The 16,422-nt window shown below is 62.2% G+C and carries 16 protein-coding genes; 12 read left to right on the top strand and 4 right to left on the bottom strand.

The window, feature by feature from the left end:
* The first annotated feature begins 75 nt into the window (after positions 1-75).
* From I8N66_RS02880 to I8N66_RS02865, 4 genes are all read left to right on the top strand, one after another.
* On the top strand, positions 76-849 hold the full coding sequence (locus I8N66_RS02880) for a class II aldolase/adducin family protein (RefSeq protein ID WP_291149424.1): 774 nt from the start codon (positions 76-78) through the stop codon (positions 847-849).
* Positions 850-1,083: 234 nt separating this feature from the next.
* Entirely contained in the window at positions 1,084-1,833 is a 750-nt protein-coding gene (locus I8N66_RS02875) for an IclR family transcriptional regulator (RefSeq protein ID WP_291149422.1), read from the top strand.
* A gap of 160 nt (positions 1,834-1,993) precedes the next feature.
* Positions 1,994-3,232, top strand: a complete 1,239-nt coding sequence (locus tag I8N66_RS02870) for a cupin domain-containing protein (protein WP_291149420.1) — start codon at positions 1,994-1,996, stop codon at positions 3,230-3,232.
* Positions 3,233-3,235: 3 nt separating this feature from the next.
* Positions 3,236-4,750 (top strand): ethanolamine ammonia-lyase reactivating factor EutA, encoded by a 1,515-nt coding sequence (locus I8N66_RS02865; protein WP_291149418.1) that lies wholly within the window; start codon positions 3,236-3,238, stop codon positions 4,748-4,750.
* Between the two features lie 64 nt (positions 4,751-4,814).
* Here the strand turns inward: I8N66_RS02865 and I8N66_RS02860 are convergent, their stop codons facing one another.
* Positions 4,815-6,428, bottom strand: coding sequence for an FAD-dependent monooxygenase (locus I8N66_RS02860; RefSeq protein WP_291149415.1), 1,614 nt, complete (start codon positions 6,426-6,428; stop codon positions 4,815-4,817).
* 242 nt (positions 6,429-6,670) lie between these two features.
* Here I8N66_RS02860 and I8N66_RS02855 point away from each other — a divergent pair, with 242 nt between their 5' ends.
* From I8N66_RS02855 to I8N66_RS02835, 5 genes are all read left to right on the top strand, one after another.
* Positions 6,671-7,660 (top strand): ABC transporter substrate-binding protein, encoded by a 990-nt coding sequence (locus I8N66_RS02855; RefSeq protein WP_291149412.1) that lies wholly within the window; start codon positions 6,671-6,673, stop codon positions 7,658-7,660.
* A 91-nt stretch (positions 7,661-7,751) separates the two neighbouring features.
* Entirely contained in the window at positions 7,752-8,444 is a 693-nt protein-coding gene (locus I8N66_RS02850; protein WP_291149410.1) for a class II aldolase/adducin family protein, read from the top strand.
* A 29-nt stretch (positions 8,445-8,473) separates the two neighbouring features.
* Entirely contained in the window at positions 8,474-9,487 is a 1,014-nt protein-coding gene (locus I8N66_RS02845) for an amidohydrolase family protein (protein ID WP_291149408.1), read from the top strand.
* Positions 9,488-9,544: 57 nt separating this feature from the next.
* Complete coding sequence (locus I8N66_RS02840) at positions 9,545-9,820, top strand: metal-sensing transcriptional repressor (protein WP_291149405.1); 276 nt, start codon at positions 9,545-9,547, stop codon at positions 9,818-9,820.
* A 269-nt stretch (positions 9,821-10,089) separates the two neighbouring features.
* Positions 10,090-10,395, top strand: coding sequence for a hypothetical protein (locus I8N66_RS02835; protein WP_113536997.1), 306 nt, complete (start codon positions 10,090-10,092; stop codon positions 10,393-10,395).
* A 68-nt stretch (positions 10,396-10,463) separates the two neighbouring features.
* Here I8N66_RS02835 and I8N66_RS02830 read toward each other — a convergent pair whose 3' ends face one another.
* Both I8N66_RS02830 and I8N66_RS02825 read right to left on the bottom strand, forming a co-directional pair.
* The gene (locus tag I8N66_RS02830; RefSeq protein ID WP_291149401.1) at positions 10,464-11,816 is read right to left on the bottom strand and encodes a GAF domain-containing protein; all 1,353 of its coding nucleotides are present in this window, start codon (positions 11,814-11,816) and stop codon (positions 10,464-10,466) included.
* Positions 11,813-12,286 (bottom strand): pyridoxamine 5'-phosphate oxidase family protein, encoded by a 474-nt coding sequence (locus I8N66_RS02825; RefSeq protein WP_113536995.1) that lies wholly within the window; start codon positions 12,284-12,286, stop codon positions 11,813-11,815. Before I8N66_RS02825 ends, I8N66_RS02830 begins: the two co-directional genes overlap by 4 nt.
* A gap of 281 nt (positions 12,287-12,567) precedes the next feature.
* On the opposite strand from I8N66_RS02825, the gene I8N66_RS02820 reads away from it, so the two are divergent.
* The 3 genes from I8N66_RS02820 to I8N66_RS02810 are packed head-to-tail and all read left to right on the top strand — an operon-like array spanning position 12,568 to position 14,583.
* Complete coding sequence (locus I8N66_RS02820; protein ID WP_291149396.1) at positions 12,568-13,029, top strand: cupin domain-containing protein; 462 nt, start codon at positions 12,568-12,570, stop codon at positions 13,027-13,029.
* A 58-nt stretch (positions 13,030-13,087) separates the two neighbouring features.
* Complete coding sequence (locus I8N66_RS02815) at positions 13,088-13,933, top strand: arylamine N-acetyltransferase (RefSeq protein WP_291149393.1); 846 nt, start codon at positions 13,088-13,090, stop codon at positions 13,931-13,933.
* Between the two features lie 35 nt (positions 13,934-13,968).
* Complete coding sequence (locus I8N66_RS02810) at positions 13,969-14,583, top strand: YceI family protein (RefSeq protein ID WP_113536992.1); 615 nt, start codon at positions 13,969-13,971, stop codon at positions 14,581-14,583.
* 122 nt (positions 14,584-14,705) lie between these two features.
* Here I8N66_RS02810 and I8N66_RS02805 read toward each other — a convergent pair.
* A partial coding sequence (locus tag I8N66_RS02805) for an OmpA family protein (protein ID WP_291149388.1) occupies positions 14,706-16,422 on the bottom strand: 1,717 nt, incomplete at its 5' end.

Below are 16,422 nucleotides of genomic sequence, written 5' to 3'. Positions count from 1 at the left end.
CTCGGCGATCACCGCGACCGCTTGTCATTTTGCAAAAATCCCATATTTTAGGATTTATCAAAAATGGAGGATGAAATGACAGAGCCGAAGCTAGTGGAACACGGGACGGGCGTGCAGGATGGGCACTCTGAGGAAACGCTCAGGCTGGACGTATCCATGAGCACCCGACTGCTCAACAGCATGAAAATCCTCGAGTATAGCGGCCACGTATCGGCCCGGCTTCCGGGAAGAGAAACGTTTCTTGTTCAGCCCCAGAACAAAAGTCGTGCCGAGGTCGGTCCACCGGACCTCCTGATCTGCGATCTTGACGGCAAGGTGGTGGTCGGCCCGTCCGGTGTCAGGCCGCCATCCGAAGTTTTCCTGCACTGTGAGATTTATCGGCACCGCTCCGACGTCAATGCGATCGCCCATTTCCACCACGACGTCACCAACGTCTTCACTCTCGTCGAAGACGTGCCGTTGCGCGCTTTCAAAAACCACGCCATTCGCTGGAAGAGTGGCATTCCGGTCCATCCCGACCCGGCGCACGTCGACGACGCCGAGCGCGGCAGAGCGATCGTGAAGACTTTGGGCGACCATCATGCCATGCAGATCCGCGCACACGGCCAGATCGTAACGGCCGAAACCGTGCGTGGGGTCTTCATCGATTCCGTCCATCTCGTGGAGAATGCCGAGGCTGCCTATCGCGCCTGCGCGCTTGGCAAGCCGAAGCCACTGACGGAAGCGGAGATCGAATCCTTCTCGCACAGCTTCCGCCGCGGCCACCACATCCGCAAACTCTGGAACTACTACACGCTCGGCGCCATCCGCGAAGGGGTCTTCCCCGAGACCTGGGCGGCAGAAGCCTGAACGGCCCCAGGCCACAGGCCTGCCGGGGTCGCTGTCGAAACCGCTTGATGGCCGCTTCATGCTGACAGACAATGGCCGCTGCTTCGGCCCGCCCGCCTTCCCGGCGCCGGCGGCCGGCGCGGCGGCGGTTCTCGCCGCTTGCAAACCCGAGCTGAGAGACATGCCGTTGCGACATCGCCCCGCTTTTCGTCCATTTGTGAGGCCTCCATTCGCCATTTCGGGGAGCCACCTCGCTTGAATAGCCATGAAAAGATGCTCGGGCTCCTCGACCTGTTCGACGGTGAGGAGAACGCCGTAACCGTGACCATAGACGAAATGCATGAAAGGCTCGGCTACACCCGATCCACTCTGTACCGCTATCTGAAGACCCTGACGGATGCGGGGCTGCTAACGTCGCTTCCATCAGTCGGCTACATGCTCGGCCCGCGCATCGTCGAGCTGGACTACAAGATCCGCACGGGCGACGTGTTGATCCGTGCGGCGCGACCGGTCATGGAGGAGTTGGCGGCCCAGTTTCGCGGCATTGCACTCCTCTGCCGCCGTTACCGCCTCGAGGTGATGTGCGTGCACCAGGAAAGCGGCACCGATCTGATCCACTCCAGCTATGAACGGGGCCGTCGGCGTTCGCTGCTGCATGGGGCAGCTTCGCTCGCGATCCTCGCCTATCTGCCCGATCATCAACTGCGAAAATTTCACGGGCAGGCCACGGGCGAGTTCGCCGAAGCGGGTTTTGGCACGACGCTGAAGGATGCAAAGGCGATCCTGCGCGAACAGCGCCAACGCGGCTGGGTGAGCACGCGAGGCGACGTCACACCGGGTGTGACAGGCGTCGCTGCCCCGGTCTTCGATGCCCAGTCCGAGATCATCGGAAGCCTCAGCCTGACGCTGCCTGATGGTCAAATCCAGGCGCGGTCCCTCGAGGACATCGCCGAACGCGTTACCTTTTGTGCCGGTGTGATCTCCAAGACCATCGCCTACGGCTGATCCTGTCGCTTCCCCTCAGAAACAAGCCCTTTCCGAAATCGCGCTACCGCACCGATGGGCATCTGTTTAGCGTCCTTCTCCAACCGGAGAGGGTTGATCGCTGCCGTGCGGCGCAATGCATCGAATCCCCTCCTGAAACCGGATTTGAGAGGAGACGACGATGCATCAGGACCCACTTGGCGGCGGAACCGGCACGCACTGGCATGAGCCAGCCGGAACGAAGAAGGCCGGCTTTGGCGAGTTCAAGAAGCAGCCCACCCCGTATGATCAGTTCATGGAAAGCGAAGGCATTCCCGTCTTCCGTGATCTCGGCGTGTCCAATGTGAAGAATCTGCCGCTGACGGCCTGGAAGCGCACCGGCGGTCGCGGCACGTATATCCAGCTCTACGGCACGGAAACGAAGTGGGGCTGCCATCTCGTCGAAGTCCCGGCAGCGGGCGCACTGAACGCCGAAAAGCATATGTACGAGGAGATCTATCTGGTCGTCGAAGGACGCGGCTCGACGGAGGTCTGGATCGAAGGCGAAGGCAAGAAGCATGTCTTCGAATGGCAGGAGGGCTCGATGTTCTCCATCCCGATGAACGCCATGCACCGCATCGTCAACGCCACCAACAGCCCCGCGCTGTTGCTTGGAGGCACGACTGCCCCGAATGTGCTGAACCAGATCCAGAACGTCGAGGCAGTCTTCAACAACCCCTTCGTCTTCCGCGATCGCTTCTCAGGCGCGGACGACTTCTACAAATACCGAGAGGAGATCGAGCCGGATCCGGTGCGCGGCCTTGCCATGCGCCGCACCAATTTTCTGCCCGACGCAGTCAATTGCGACCTGCCCCTCGATAATCGCCGTTCCGTCGGCTACCGCCGCGTCGAACCCTTCATGACCAACAACGCCTTCTACTACTGGATCGGCCAACACGAAAATGGTCGCTACTCGAAGGCCCATGCACATACTTCGGCAGCGATCCTCATTTGCCTCAAGGGCGAAGGCTACACCTATACCTGGCCGGAAGAATGCGGCGTCAATCCGTGGAAAGACGGCCACGGCCATCGCGTGCGCCGGCTGGACTACGGCCCCTATGGCATGGTCACCGCCGCCCCCGGCGGCGCCCGCTGGTATCACCAGCATTTCAGCGTGTCGAAGGAGCCCTTCCGCCTCACGGCTTGGTTTGGCCCGCACAACCCTGGCCGCGACCCGGGCGCACCCGGCGAGAAGCACACCGACTATACGGCGATCGACGTCAACGAGGGCGGCACCGCCATCCCCTACTGGATGGAGGATCCCCATATCCGTGCGGAATACGAGGCGCTGTTGAAGAAGAACGACGTGGAGGTGCGCATGAAGCCGGAATGGTATGAAAAGCCGGCCGACACCTCGAAGAAGCTGTCGACCGTGGTCTGACCCATGGCCGACGACGAGGAAGAACAGGGCGGTCGCATATTCTTTTCGAACATCGGCCGCAGCATGGAGCTGGAGGACGAAATCGTGCTGACAAGCGTCGGCATCGATATCGGCTCCTCCACCTCGCATCTCGCCTTCTCGCGCATCGTGCTCGAGCGGCTCGACACCCGCTATATGGTGGTCGAACGCACGTTGTTGCACCAGTCGGACGTCCTGCTGACGCCCTATCGAGGCAACAACGAGATCGACGCCGACGCGCTCGGCGCCTTCATTGCGCAGCAGTATGACGCCGCCGGTCTGACACCTGACGCCATCGATACCGGTGCCCTTATCCTGACCGGTGTCGCGGTGCGCAGAAGCAATGCGCGCGCAATCGGCGACATCTTCTCCGCCCAGACCGGCAAATTCGTGGTCGTCAGCGCAGGCGACGGCCTGGAAACCACGCTCGCCGCCTTCGGCTCGGGCGCCGTCGCGCGCTCGGCAAAGGCAAATACCCGCGTACTCAACGTCGATATCGGCGGCGGCACGTCGAAGCTCGCATTTTGCGAAGGCGGTTCGATCCGGCACATCACCGCGATCGACATCGGCGCGCGCGTCATCGCCTTCGACGACGACCGCCGCGTGACCCGCATCGAGGAAGCAGGCCAATACTTTGCAGCCCAGGCCGGCGTTTCTGTCGTCCTTGGAGCTGTTCTCGCGGAGACGGACGCAGGCAATATTGCCAACACCATGGTCGAGTGCCTGTTCGAGACGATGCAGGGTGGATCAATGCGGCCGCAGACAACGACCCTGCTCCGTCTCCCGGCCCTACCGGCCGGGCCACTTCCGGATGTCGTGACCATATCCGGTGGCGTCTCGGAATTCCTCTATGCTGGGGAAGAGCAGCGTTTCGGCGATCTCGGCCCGTTGCTCGCGGCGGCTCTGAGAAAGAAGCTTGCGGGTTGGCCACCGACATTGGAGATCCCGCAGCAGGGTATCCGCGCGACCGTGGTCGGCGCGTCGCAATACACCGTGCAGGTTAGCGGCAGCACGATTTACGTCGAACCATTGGGGTCGTTACCAATCCGCAATGTCCCCGTGATCAAGCCATCGCTCTCCTTTGGCGAAGAAATCGATACCGGCTCCATCGCCGAGGCCGTGAGCGACGCGCTCGCAAGGCTCGACCTTGTCGAAGGCGAAAGCCCGGTTGGGCTTTGCTACGAGTGGGAAGGCTCCGCAAGCTACGGGCGGCTCGACGGCTTCTGCCGAGGGGTGCTGATGGGCCTTGCGCCGATCCTTGCCAAGGGCCACCCGCTCATTCTTGTCGGCGAAGGCGATATCGGCGGGCTGGTCGGCATGCACTGCCGCCAAGAGGCGAATGTCGCACGGGTGATCTCGATCGACGGCATCAAGCTCGACGAATTCGATTTCATCGATATTGGCGCAATGCTGGAGACTTCCGGCGCCGTGCCGGTGGTGATCAAGTCGCTGGTCTTTCCGAGCCTGGGCCTCGGCCATGAAGCCTTCGAGAAGCAATAGCGCCGATTTGTCACGATCGCGCGTCCGGGCCGCGGTCCCTCCTGGGGCCTGCGGCCCCCTTTCCTCAATGACCGGTCACCATGGCCGCCAGCCCATCCGCATCTTCCGGCGCCTGCCGGCCACGCCAGACGACGTGCATATCCGGCCGGACCAGGATCAGGTCATAGCCATAGATGTCGCGGGCTCTTGGCTCCGCAATGTCAACGGCCGCGAAAGGTACGCCGCGGGCAGCGAACGCCTGCGCCAGCCCCCCGCTGTCGGCGCCGGCTCCACCCAGCCGCAGCAAGGTATAGCCATTCCCAATCAGGTCCTGCACGGCCGCGCCGTTATCGAGCCAGATGTGTGGAAGGCGTGCTCCTGGCCACGTCGTCGGGTGGTATTCGCGAAAGAGATGCTCCGGCCCGCCCGGCTCGTCGGTGATGACAGGCGACCCGACATAGCGATATCCGAGCTCGGCCCCGATCATCTCGTTGGTCTTGCGCTGCTCGACATCCGCGACGCTCCTGAGGTTGTCACGCGTCGCCTGGCCCTGCGGTGTCGCGTCGCGAATGTCCGGTCGATACTGGGCGCGCCATTTGCGGCGGCCGAGCGACGCATAGCGAGACGCTCCGACATTGCGATCGCCTATCTGCCTGCGCTCTATCTCATAGGATCGGAGAAGATTGGGGCCGCCCCATCCTTCCAGCACGGCCGCAAGCTTCCAGCCAAGGTCGACAGCGTCGCCGACGCCCGTGTTCATGCCGAGCCCGCCGGTGGGGATCACCAGGTGGGCCGCGTCACCGGCAAGGAAAACCCGGCCAACACCGTAATGATCGGCCAGAAGCAGGTTCTGCTTCCATTGCCCGACGTAAAGCATGGTGTAGTCGACTGGCGCACCGACCGCCTTTTCGAACTGCTCCGCCATATCTTCGTCGCGCTCGACGACGGCATGCAACGTCCAATGCCTGGTGGAATCCTGCATGATCAGGAACGTCGCCTGCCCGTCCGCCACATGGAAGTGCCGCCCCCTGCCTGGACCATCGCCGATCGGGATCCGGTCATACAATGTCTGGCTGGAATAGAGCGCCTGCCGCAGATGCAGGAGATTTCCCTCGCCACGCAGTTTGATCCCAAGCTGCTTGCGCACCGGGCTCCCACCGCCATCGCAACCGACCAGGAACTTTGCCCGGATCTCGCCCAGACCTCCCTTGCCGTCGACGATCTTCGCCGTTACCCCGTGCGCGTCCTGCTCCAGCGACAGGAACTCGCAGCCATAGCGGACCGAAACTGTCGGGAGCGCTTCAGCGACAGACTTCAGCAGCGGCTCCAGCGTGTATTGCGATATCAACTGGTAGGCCTCGAGCGGCAGCGCAGCATCCTTGGATCGCGCGATCTCCTCCTGCGCCAGCGACACCGAGGCATAGGGCAGTCGGAGCAATGGAGGCTCGCTCATCGAGAGCACAACATAGACGTCCATCGGCACCGATGCGTCGAGACCCGCCGCCCGGATCTTCTTGGCCAACCCCATACGCCGGAAGATCTCCATGGTGCGAGCGTTGCAGCGCTCCATCTTCGGCAGGAATTCGGGACTCTCCTTCTTCTCAAGCAGGATGCAGCGCACCCCTCTTTGTCCCAAATCGATTGCGAGCGTCAGCCCCACTGGACCGGCTCCGACAATAACGACATCCGCTTCATACATTATGGGATTCCATCAAATATGAGTGAACGCTGCGGTTGGCTTTTCGGCAACCGTTCTCGGCATTTCGATCGCGCATTCCGCCTTATCTCTCGTCCGTTCAGTATTGCAGGGCGATTTCTTTCGTCAATGTCAATCTTAATAAAATCTCATAATTTGAGATTTAACAAAAAACCCTGGACAAGAAATTGCGACTGAAGCATGGTGTCGACGCCGTCCGATTACGGGCCGCAGAGGAGGAGAGCATGACAAAAAAGCTGGAGCTGACGCTCGCGTGCGGCGACTACGAGATCGTTCGCGCCCTCAAGGAAGGTACGGTCAGGCCCGACGGCATCGAACTCACCATCCTGACGGAGATGGACTCCACCACGCGACATTGGCGCTTCCTGCGAAATCGTGAATTCGATGTGGCCGAGGTCTCGCTTTCCTCATACATCGCGGCCAAGGGCCGTGGCCTGCCCTTCGAAGCGATTCCGGTCTTCCTGCACCGCCGCTTCCGGCATGGCTTCATTTACACCAACACAGGAAGCGGCATCCGCGAACCGAAAGACCTGATCGGTCGCAAGGTTGGCGTGAAGAACTATCTCGTGACGGCGACCCTGTGGCAGCGCGGTCTGCTGGAGAGCGAGTACGGCGTACCGCATACCTCCATGGACTGGTACGCCGAGCTCGACGAAGATGTCGACTTCACGCCCCCCGCCGGCCTCAGACTGCATCGGCTGCCGGATGACAAGTCTGTCGAGCAGATGCTGGTCGACGGCGAAATCGACGCCCTGCTCCACCCCGATCTGATCGATCCGATCGTGGAGAAGGATCCGCGCGTCGGACGTTTGTTTCCTGACTACAAGCGCGAGGAAGTCGAGTACTTCAGACGCACCGGCATCTTTCCCATCATGCACGTGCTCGGCATCCGTCCCGAAATCGTCGCGCGTCATCCCTGGGTACCGATCAACCTTTACCAGGCCTTCAACGAGGCCAAGCGCATCGCCATGGAGCGCATGGAAAATCCGCGCATCGTGCCGCTGGCCTGGTATCGCGAGGCCTGGGAGGAGCAGCAGGCGATCCTGGGCGACGACCCTTGGGCCTACGGCCTCAACGATCAAAACATAAGGACGATAGAGACGGCCGTCGGCTACGCCCTGCAACAGGGTCTGATCGACAGGAAGGTCGAACTCTCCGAGCTCTTTGTCGACCTCTCGCAGGGTCGAAAGCGCGGTGACAAGCACCGTGTGTGACCGCTGTCCCACCCCCACCGAACTCAACGAATTCAGGCCGGCCTGGCAGGCGACGGACTGCCAACAGCCGCCGAAACCAACGGAGGCCGGCGTGCACGACGAGCTGAAGCAGCGCATGATCGAAGCCGGGCGCATTCTGGAACAGGCAGGACAAGGGGACTGGACCCGCGGTCACATCTCCCTGCGCGTCCCCGACGCCCCGGACCGCTTCTACATGAAGGCGTCCAAGATCGGCCTTGAGGAAATCGCCCTCGACAACATCATTACCGTCGGCCTCGATGGCGAAAAGATCGAGGGCGACCATGGCCGACACAACGAGGTCTACATCCATTCCGAAGTGTTGCGCGCGCGCCCCGACATTAACGCCGTCGTTCATACCCATGCGCCGCATGCCGTCAGCTTTTCCGCACTTGGCAAGCCGCTCCAGGCCATAGGCCATCCCGGTGCGATCTTCGCGGAAGGACTTCCCGTCTTTTCCGAAACGACCGAACTCATCACGACGGCAGATCGTGGCCGCGCGGTGGCGACGACACTGGGGACCCACGGCGCGATGTTGCTGCAGAACCACGGCCTCGTCACCGCTGCACCGACCATTGAGCAAGCCGTCTATCTCGCCTTGTCGCTGGAGAACGCCTGCATGATGCAGCTCTGGGTGGAAGCAGCCGGAGGTGCAAAGGCGCTTGGCAGGCCGGAGGACGTCCAAGCCAAGCGCAAGCACATGTTTCGCGACGAGATGTTCAAGGCGACGTTTGCCTATCTCGTGCGCCGCCTGAAACGCAGTTGACCGGCTTCATCGGTCGTCCGGAGGAACTCATGCATTACATCGACGCATTCAACCATTTCTTTCCCAAAGCCCTATGGGACCGGATCCAGCAGCTGGAAGGCGCGGGCAAGGATATCGGTCGGCGCATGCAGGGCGTTCCCTGCATCCATGATCTTGAAACGCGGTTCCGGGTGATTGACCAGTTTCGGGATTACACACAGATCCTTTCTCTTGGCATGCCGCCGCTGGAGGCGATGGGCGGCCCGGAACTGGCGACAGAACTGGCCCGTATCGGCAATGACGGCCTGGCTGCCCTGGTGAACGCGCACCCTGATCGCTTCGCCGGTTTCGTTGCCGCCCTGCCGATGAATGCACCCGAGGCGGCTTTCAAAGAGGCTGAACGCGCCTTTACCGAGCTTGGCGCCAACGGCCTGCAGATCCATACGAACGTCAACGGCGCGCCGCTGGACGAAGAACGTTTCTTCCCGATATTCGAGACGGCGGCGCGGCATGGAAAGCCTGTGCTTTTGCACCCCTCACGCACCGCGTCCATGCCCGACTATGCGACCGAGGACAAATCGAAGTACGAGATCTGGTGGACGTTCGGGTGGCCCTACGAAACGAGCGCGGCCATGGCGCGCCTGGTGTTTTCCGGGTTCATGGATCGCCTGCCCGATCTCAAGGTCCTCGCCCACCACATGGGTGCGATGGTGCCCTATTTCGAAGGCCGCGTAGGCCCGGGCTGGGATCAGCTCGGCAAGCGGACATCGGATGAAGACCTCTCCTTGGTGCTTCAACGGCTGAAGAAGAGGCCGCTCGACTATTTCAAGGATTTCTATGCCGACACCGCCGTGTTCGGCTCCCGCGCTGCGACGCTCTGCGGCCTGGAGTTCTATGGCAGCGACCGCATCCTCTTCGCATCGGATTCCCCATTCGATCCGGAGAAGGGTCCCGGCTACATCCGCGACACGATCAAGATCCTGGAGGGGCTCGATCTCCCGGCCGAGGACATGGAAAAGATCTGTTTCCGCAACGCCGAGAACCTATTTGGGCTGAAAGCGTAGACGCCAAGTCACGGTTCTCCGCAAAACGGATCACGCTTCAACGACCAGGAAACCTTCATGAACGAGCACAGGCACGAGACCCATCCGGAGATCGTGAAGCGGCTGAAACGCGCCGAAGGCCACCTGAGAAGCGTGATCGCCATGATCGAGGACGGTCGCCCATGCCTCGATATCACGCAACAACTCCATGCCGTTGAGAAGGCCATCACCAACGCCAAGCGCACCCTGATCCAGGATCATCTCGACCATTGCCTGGAAGACACGATCGGCGGCATCGACCGGCACCAGCGGCTGGCGCTCGATGGACTCAAGGCTATCGCCAAGTACCTTTAAGGGGCCGTTGCATCGGGGAACACGGCGCTGTCGAATTTGTCCGGCGGCCGAATTTCGTATCCTCCCGTTTGCCACGATCGGAGTTGTCGCCGGTATGACTGGCGTGTCCAAGTCCTTGAAAACCCAAGAGCGTGACCTGCAGCTGATGGATAGCAGGGCGGCAGACTGCCACCGGCAATCTCCCGACGATGGGTTGCGCAAAGTTTGAGTTGACCGTTTTCGATCGCGCGGCGACACTTGCAACCTGTAGCGAGGCAGGAGGAAAAATGATGGCCGAGCCAGACAACTGGCGTCACATGGCAAGTGCGCCGAAAAACGGCAGTCGGATCCTCGTCACGATCCGACCGTCCGAACAGGGAGCGGCGGAAGTCGACCTCGCATTTTGGTCGAATGGCGATCAGTTCGGTGCAGAAGGCTGGCGTGCTTCTGATTCCTCCCCCGGGCGCATCATCGAATACGCCGAGCCGGAACTGAAGTGCTGGATGCCGATGCCATCGGCCAATCTCACTCGCACGTCGATGCCCACCCCGTGGGAAGGCGACGATGAAGAAGAGCTCGACGGGTCCGGGATTTAACAGCTCACGCCTCCACCGGAGCGATCTGGTCCATCAATTTCCGGGACGAAAGGTGCTGCGGTACCGGGTCACAGCCCATCACCCGTGGTCGCTTCGAGCATCAGCGACCCCTCAGCCTCCAGCCGGACGCGGCCTCTGCCGACGCGAACAAGGCGAATGGGCGCGTGCTTTTCTTCGAGCCGGCGACGGAGCAGCAGGAGCCGGGTTTCCAGATTGTCCTTGATCTCCGGCATGCGGGCGCCGGCCGCAAGCCGCATTTCCCTGTTCGTGAATTCGCTTCGCCCGTCGCTCAGATGCCAGTCGAGCATCAGCCGCAGCAATGTGCCGGCGACGCCCTTCACGATGTAGGTGCCGTCGACGAACACGCTGTCATCAAAGCGGTGATGAGCAACCCGGATTGCTCGCCCGTTGACCGCCGGCTGAGGTGCGGGTACGGCCTGCCGCGGCTCAGCTGCGGCTGCCTCCCTCTCGCTGGCTCTGAGCGCACTGGCAGCCTGTTTCGCCAGGATTTCGAGAGCCGCCTCGTCTTCCTGACGGAAGGCCAGCCGTTCCGTGCTTTCAACATAGAGCACGCCCGCTACGGTGCCGCGGCTGGTCATGGGGACGGCGATCTGGCTCATGGCCCGCGGCAATTGCGGGAAGCCGACCGTGCGTGTGGCGTCTTCGGCGCCCTCCGTTTCCAGGCCCATGGCCTCGCCGAAGCGACGTACGCGGCTCATGTCGCTGACCTTGACCGTCTGGCCGCTCGTTGCCGCAGCACCGATCAATCCTTCTCCGCCGGCGACTTCCGATCCGAGCCCCGAGCGCTCATAGCCGATGCTGCCGGTGGTGATCAGGCAACCGCGATGGTGGTCGTGGATGAGCACGAGCGCGTTGCCGTATCCGAGAACACGCTGGACCTCGCCGAGCAGGCTGTCGATGATTTCGTCGGCTTCCGCCTGCCGCTCGATGGCGTTGATCGCCTCCGAAAGGGCGGGAAGGCTGACGGGCGCGCGACCTGCCATGGTCGAACCGGTCTCCACCGGTGAGCGAACCTTTTCAATCGCGTGAACGCGAAAGACGTCGGCACTCCTGAGCCGCATGACATCCGACATGCCGACCTGCGCGCTGCTCGCTTTGAGCTGGCGGGCGATCTTGTCGAACAGTGCGCCGGCATCGACGGATCGCACGAAGCCGATGTCGAGCAGGAACTGGTCTCCGGTGAAGCCGTCGACAAGGATCAACGTGACCTTGGGATTGGCACGCACGTTTGCCGCCGTCTTGGCGAAGAACTGGTTGGAGAGCGCGACATGCTCCTCATCGACCTGCACTACATGGGAGAGATAGGAGATGTTCGGCATCCCATCGGCCGAAGCCGTGGCGATGATGGACGGGATGACACCCTCGAAACAGGCGCAAAGATCGGAAAGCCGCAGGTTCATTGCGACCTCGCCCCGGCCAGCATGCCGGCGAGCGGACCCGGTGTCTGGACATAGATTTCGCTGATCGCCAGCCGGGCGACCCTCGTTTCGCGCGCTGTCAACCATGGCGCGATGAGGTCCCGGGGCACACCGAGGGACTCGAGTTCGTCCGTCGCTGCCGTCATGAAACGATCGGCGCGATCGAGGTCGGCCGTTTCCGTTTTCCGCATCGAAGCCAACCCCTTCAACTGGAAGCTCACGTAATCCGAGGGGCTGACGAAGGTGGCGGCGATGCGCCCGGTCTGCCGGATGCAGGGCTCGAGGCGCGGCCACTGCCAGTCGGAAAAGAGGACGTCGATCGTCTCGCGGTCTTCGAGGAGCTGGAAGCCCACGCCGCGTCCCGCAGAGGGGCGGCCCGTCTCGTCGGCGACAGCAATGATGCACATCAGCGGCCGATTGAAAAAGTCGAGGAGCTTGTCGTCGAGCTTCACTGTCGTTCCCCGTAGCGTGTCCTTGGCCTTCTTAGCAAACTTTTAGGATATTAGGGACGCCTTGCATATTCATTTAGGAACGCCGGTTTTTGCGGTGCGCTATAGAGGGGCCGTACCGGCTGGACGGCCTGGAAATCCACCAATCAGCGCTCTTGGACGGCCCCTGTGTCGCCCGGGCGAAACATATCGACTTCGCCCCGAACGCCGCGGTGGAGACGGGATGTCTGCGGCCTTCGGCATGAGCGAAAGCATCGAGGATGCATCCGAACCTGGAGAGAGAAATGAAGAAGTTCACCTATGCGGCGGTCACTCCGCCGGGACATGGGACGCCGGCGATGGCGTTCGGCAAACACATCGTCCGCATGACGGCAGCCAATACAGGCGGTTCGCTCGGCATGTTCGAGGCCCATATTCCAGCCGGCGAAGGCCCGCCGCTTCATGTGCACGAGCGGGAGGACGAGTTGATCCGCGTCCTTGCCGGGCGCTTCGGCTTCTGGTGCGCCGGCGACTATGTGGAACTCACCGACGGCGGCTGCATCGCGTTGCCGCGTGGCGTGCCACACCGCTTCCGCAATATCGGGAAAGCAGAAGGCCACCTGATGGTCGTGGTCACGCCAGGCGGGTTTGAAGACTTCTTTTCCATCGTCGAACTCTGCAGGCCCGAAACACGGGAGCAGATCGCCTCTGTCGCCAAGGGCTTCGGCCTGACCTTTCTGCCTGACGACAACCGTCAGGTCGCCTGAACCAACCTGAAACACGCACCGCAAGCTCAGTAGCGGTCCATTGAAAGGAGACCGAAGGATGACACACGTGCCTTCGAATGAAGACGGAATGACACTGACCGCAGCACAACTCGAGGCCTATCTCGTCCGGATCGGGATGAAGCATCCGGATTGCCTCGATATTCGCAGCCTGTCGCAACTGCATCGCGCCCATCTCATGAATTTCACCTGGGAGGCACTGGATGCCTTCATGGGATGGCCCTCCGCCATCAGCCCGACCGCGGCTTTCGCCAAGATGGTCGAGGGCCGGCGCGGCGGCTGGTGCTACGAGATGAATGGCCTCTTCGGTGCGGCACTAGCCGCCCTCGGCTTCCGCGTGACCCGCCTTTGCGGCGGCGTCGAGCGGGAAAAGCTCGGCGACATCGCCATCGGCAATCATCTCACCCTGCGCGTCGATCTCGACCGTCCCTATCTTGCTGAGGTCGGCGTGGCGGACGCCATCGTCGAGCCGGTGCCGCTTGCCCTCGGGCCGTTCAGCCAGCGCGGCTTCGATTTTTCGATCATGCCGGCGGATGGTGGTTGGCTGCGCTTCAACAACCACGCACACGGCATCGCCAAGAGCTTCGATTTCCGGCCCGACCACAGCGACGAGGCGGCCATGGCCGCAACGCAAGGCTGGCTGATGCAGGATCCGGGCTCGCCGTTCACCAATGCACTTGCGGTCCTGCGGCACACGGCGGACGGCTATGTCGCCCTGCAGAATGACCGCCTGCGCCGCGTGTCGGCGGAAGGCCTCAGCGAACAGCGCATCACCAGCGCAGACCAACTCGCCGACATATTCAACAGCGTGTTCGACCTCGACGTCCCCCGGCCTGGACGCGTCTGGGAGCGTGTCCAGGCGATCGGTCGTGACAGGGCCGCTTGAGCCGGCGCCATCATTCCGCAATCAAGGAAACATCCATGCTTCGCATTATTGCTTTCTCGTTCGCTCTTGCCACCGGCACCGTCGCTCTTGCCGCCGCCAGCGACCCGGCGCCCGCCGGCGCCTACAAGACCGACCCTTCGCATTCGAGTTTCAACTGGTCGTTCAGCCATTCCGGCCTTTCCCACTACACTGCACGCTTCACCAGGGTCGACGCGCGGCTCGACTGGAAGCCGGACCGGCCGGATACCTCCACCCTCTCCGTCACGATCGATCCGCTATCGGTCCGCACCGACTATCCCTGGCCGGAAAAAGTGGACTTCGATGCCGAAATCGGCGGTGAGGACACGTTCCTCGCCGCCCGGCCGATAACCTTCGTCTCCAGGGCGGTCCGTATCACGGGCAAAAAGACCGGCACCGTCGAAGGTCTTCTCACCTTCCGCGGCGAGACGCACCCGGCAACACTCGACGTCACCTTCAACGGCTCGATGGCCGAGCATCCGATGATGGGCGTCCCGAAGATCGGCTTCTCGGCAACCGGCAGTATCCGCCGCAGTGAATGGGGGCTGGATTTCGCGATCCCCGAACTCGGCGACGAGGTCACCTTCGCCATCGAAACCCAGATGGTTCCGGCCGATTATTCGTTCCAGTGAAAAATGTGCGGCAGGTCCGCATTGACCGCGATACGCCGCAGTCATGTCCGCCTTACGAAAGAAGTACTCGGCATGCTGCACCGCCATGTATCTGAAACGACGCATGGCGGTGCAGATTTCCGTTATCGCTGCGCGACCGGGCGCACCAGCGGTGTCACGCGGCGGATGGTCACGCGGCGGTTCTCCTCCTCGGGCTCCTGCGTGCTGATCTTCAGGAAGCGCTCGCCATAGCCCTGCGTCACCAGGTTTTCCGCCGGAATGCCGTAGACTTCCGTCAGGAGGACCGCGACGGACTCGGCACGCTCGTCGGAGAGGACCAGGTTCGAGCGGTCGGAACCGACAGCGTCAGTGTGCCCCTCGATGAAGAAGGTTTCACCGGGATCCTTGCCGAGTACCTTCTGCATGGCGTCGGCCACCGTCCGCAATGTCTTTGCCTGCGACATCGACACTTCGGCACTGCCGGTCTCGAAATGGATCGTGTCGAGATCGATGCGCCGGACCTTGTCACGGAGACGGGCCGAATTGCGCACTTCATCAATGGTGTAGACACGCTCCACGCGCTCGACCGGCGGTTCAGACAGGAACTCGTAGTAATCCCGATCGGGTTCCTGCGAGTAGTCGACGATGTAGTCATCGACCGGGATCGTCAGGCGCATCGGCGGCAGGTCATAGCCAACGTCGACAATCGCCGGGCGCCGTTCGTCCTGATAGTCCGGTGCGTACATCAGCACATATTCGTTGCCGTCGCCATCGACGCGTGAGCGCTGCAACACGTCACCATACCGGTCATAGACGGTAACAATCCGGTAGCCGCCCGGGCGCACGATCGTCTCACGAACGCGGCCGCGCGGAAGCTCGTCGTAGTACGCTTCCTGCGCGTCGTGGCGCAGGCGCGGACGATCGTCGCCACGCACGAAGATCTGGTCGCCGACGCCAAGGACGACGCGATCGTCGTGCCTCTCGACCACGTGCACCTCGGTCACATCATTGTTCGTGGTGTTGTTGACCGTCGTGTTGTTGATCACCGTGTTGTTGATGACGGTGTTGTTGACGATGTTCGTGGTGTCGGGAACCGCAAAGGCTGGCGCCGCGTCGACACGTCGGCCTTCCTCCTTGATCCCGGCCTCGATCCTCTGCGGAACCGCCTGCCGCACGTCGGCCGAGATTTCGGCCTGAGCGGCGGCGTCATCCGTCGGCGGCGCTACGTTCTTTTCCTGGACGCGTAATTCTTCGCGCTGCTTGCGCCGAGCCTCGCGCCCCTGGTCGCCACCGGACTTGTCGGCGTCCTTGTCACTGTCGAGCACAGCCGCGCCGTTATCGACCGGAAGCACAACGGTTTCGTCGGTCGCCGCCGGATCCTGGGCGATCTTGCGCTTTTCTTCCTTCGTTCGCTTGTCGACGACAACCGGAGCAGGCTTGGCCTGAGGTTCCTCACCCTGGCGCTGCTCGGCCGTTGCGGGCTGTTCGGAGCCTGGAACCGGCTGCTGCTCACCCTCGCCGGTCTGTGGCGTTGGCTGCTCGGCGGACGGTGCGGCATTTTTCTCCAGGGCTTTCTGCTCTTCCTGCTGCCCCTCGGCTTGCTGCTTGCGCTTCTTGGGTACCGGTATCTGCTGCTCCTCGGCGTTCTGCGGCATGCCCTCCTCTGTGGCGGGCTGCTGACCCTCCGCCTGCTGTTTACGCTTCTTCGGCGTGGGCACCTGCTGTTCCTCGGTCTGCTGTGGAGTGCCTTCCTCCAGAGTGGGCTGCTGTCCTTCAGCCTGCTGCTTACGCTTCTTGGATGCGGGCGCCTGCTGTTCCTCAACCTGCTGCGGGGTCTCTCCCTCTACGGCGGACTGTTGT

It is taken from the genome of Ensifer sp. SSB1, assembly GCF_016652895.1.
Taxonomy (GTDB): Bacteria; Pseudomonadota; Alphaproteobacteria; order Rhizobiales; family Rhizobiaceae; genus Ensifer.
This window is presented reverse-complemented; position numbering and strand designations above follow the sequence as displayed.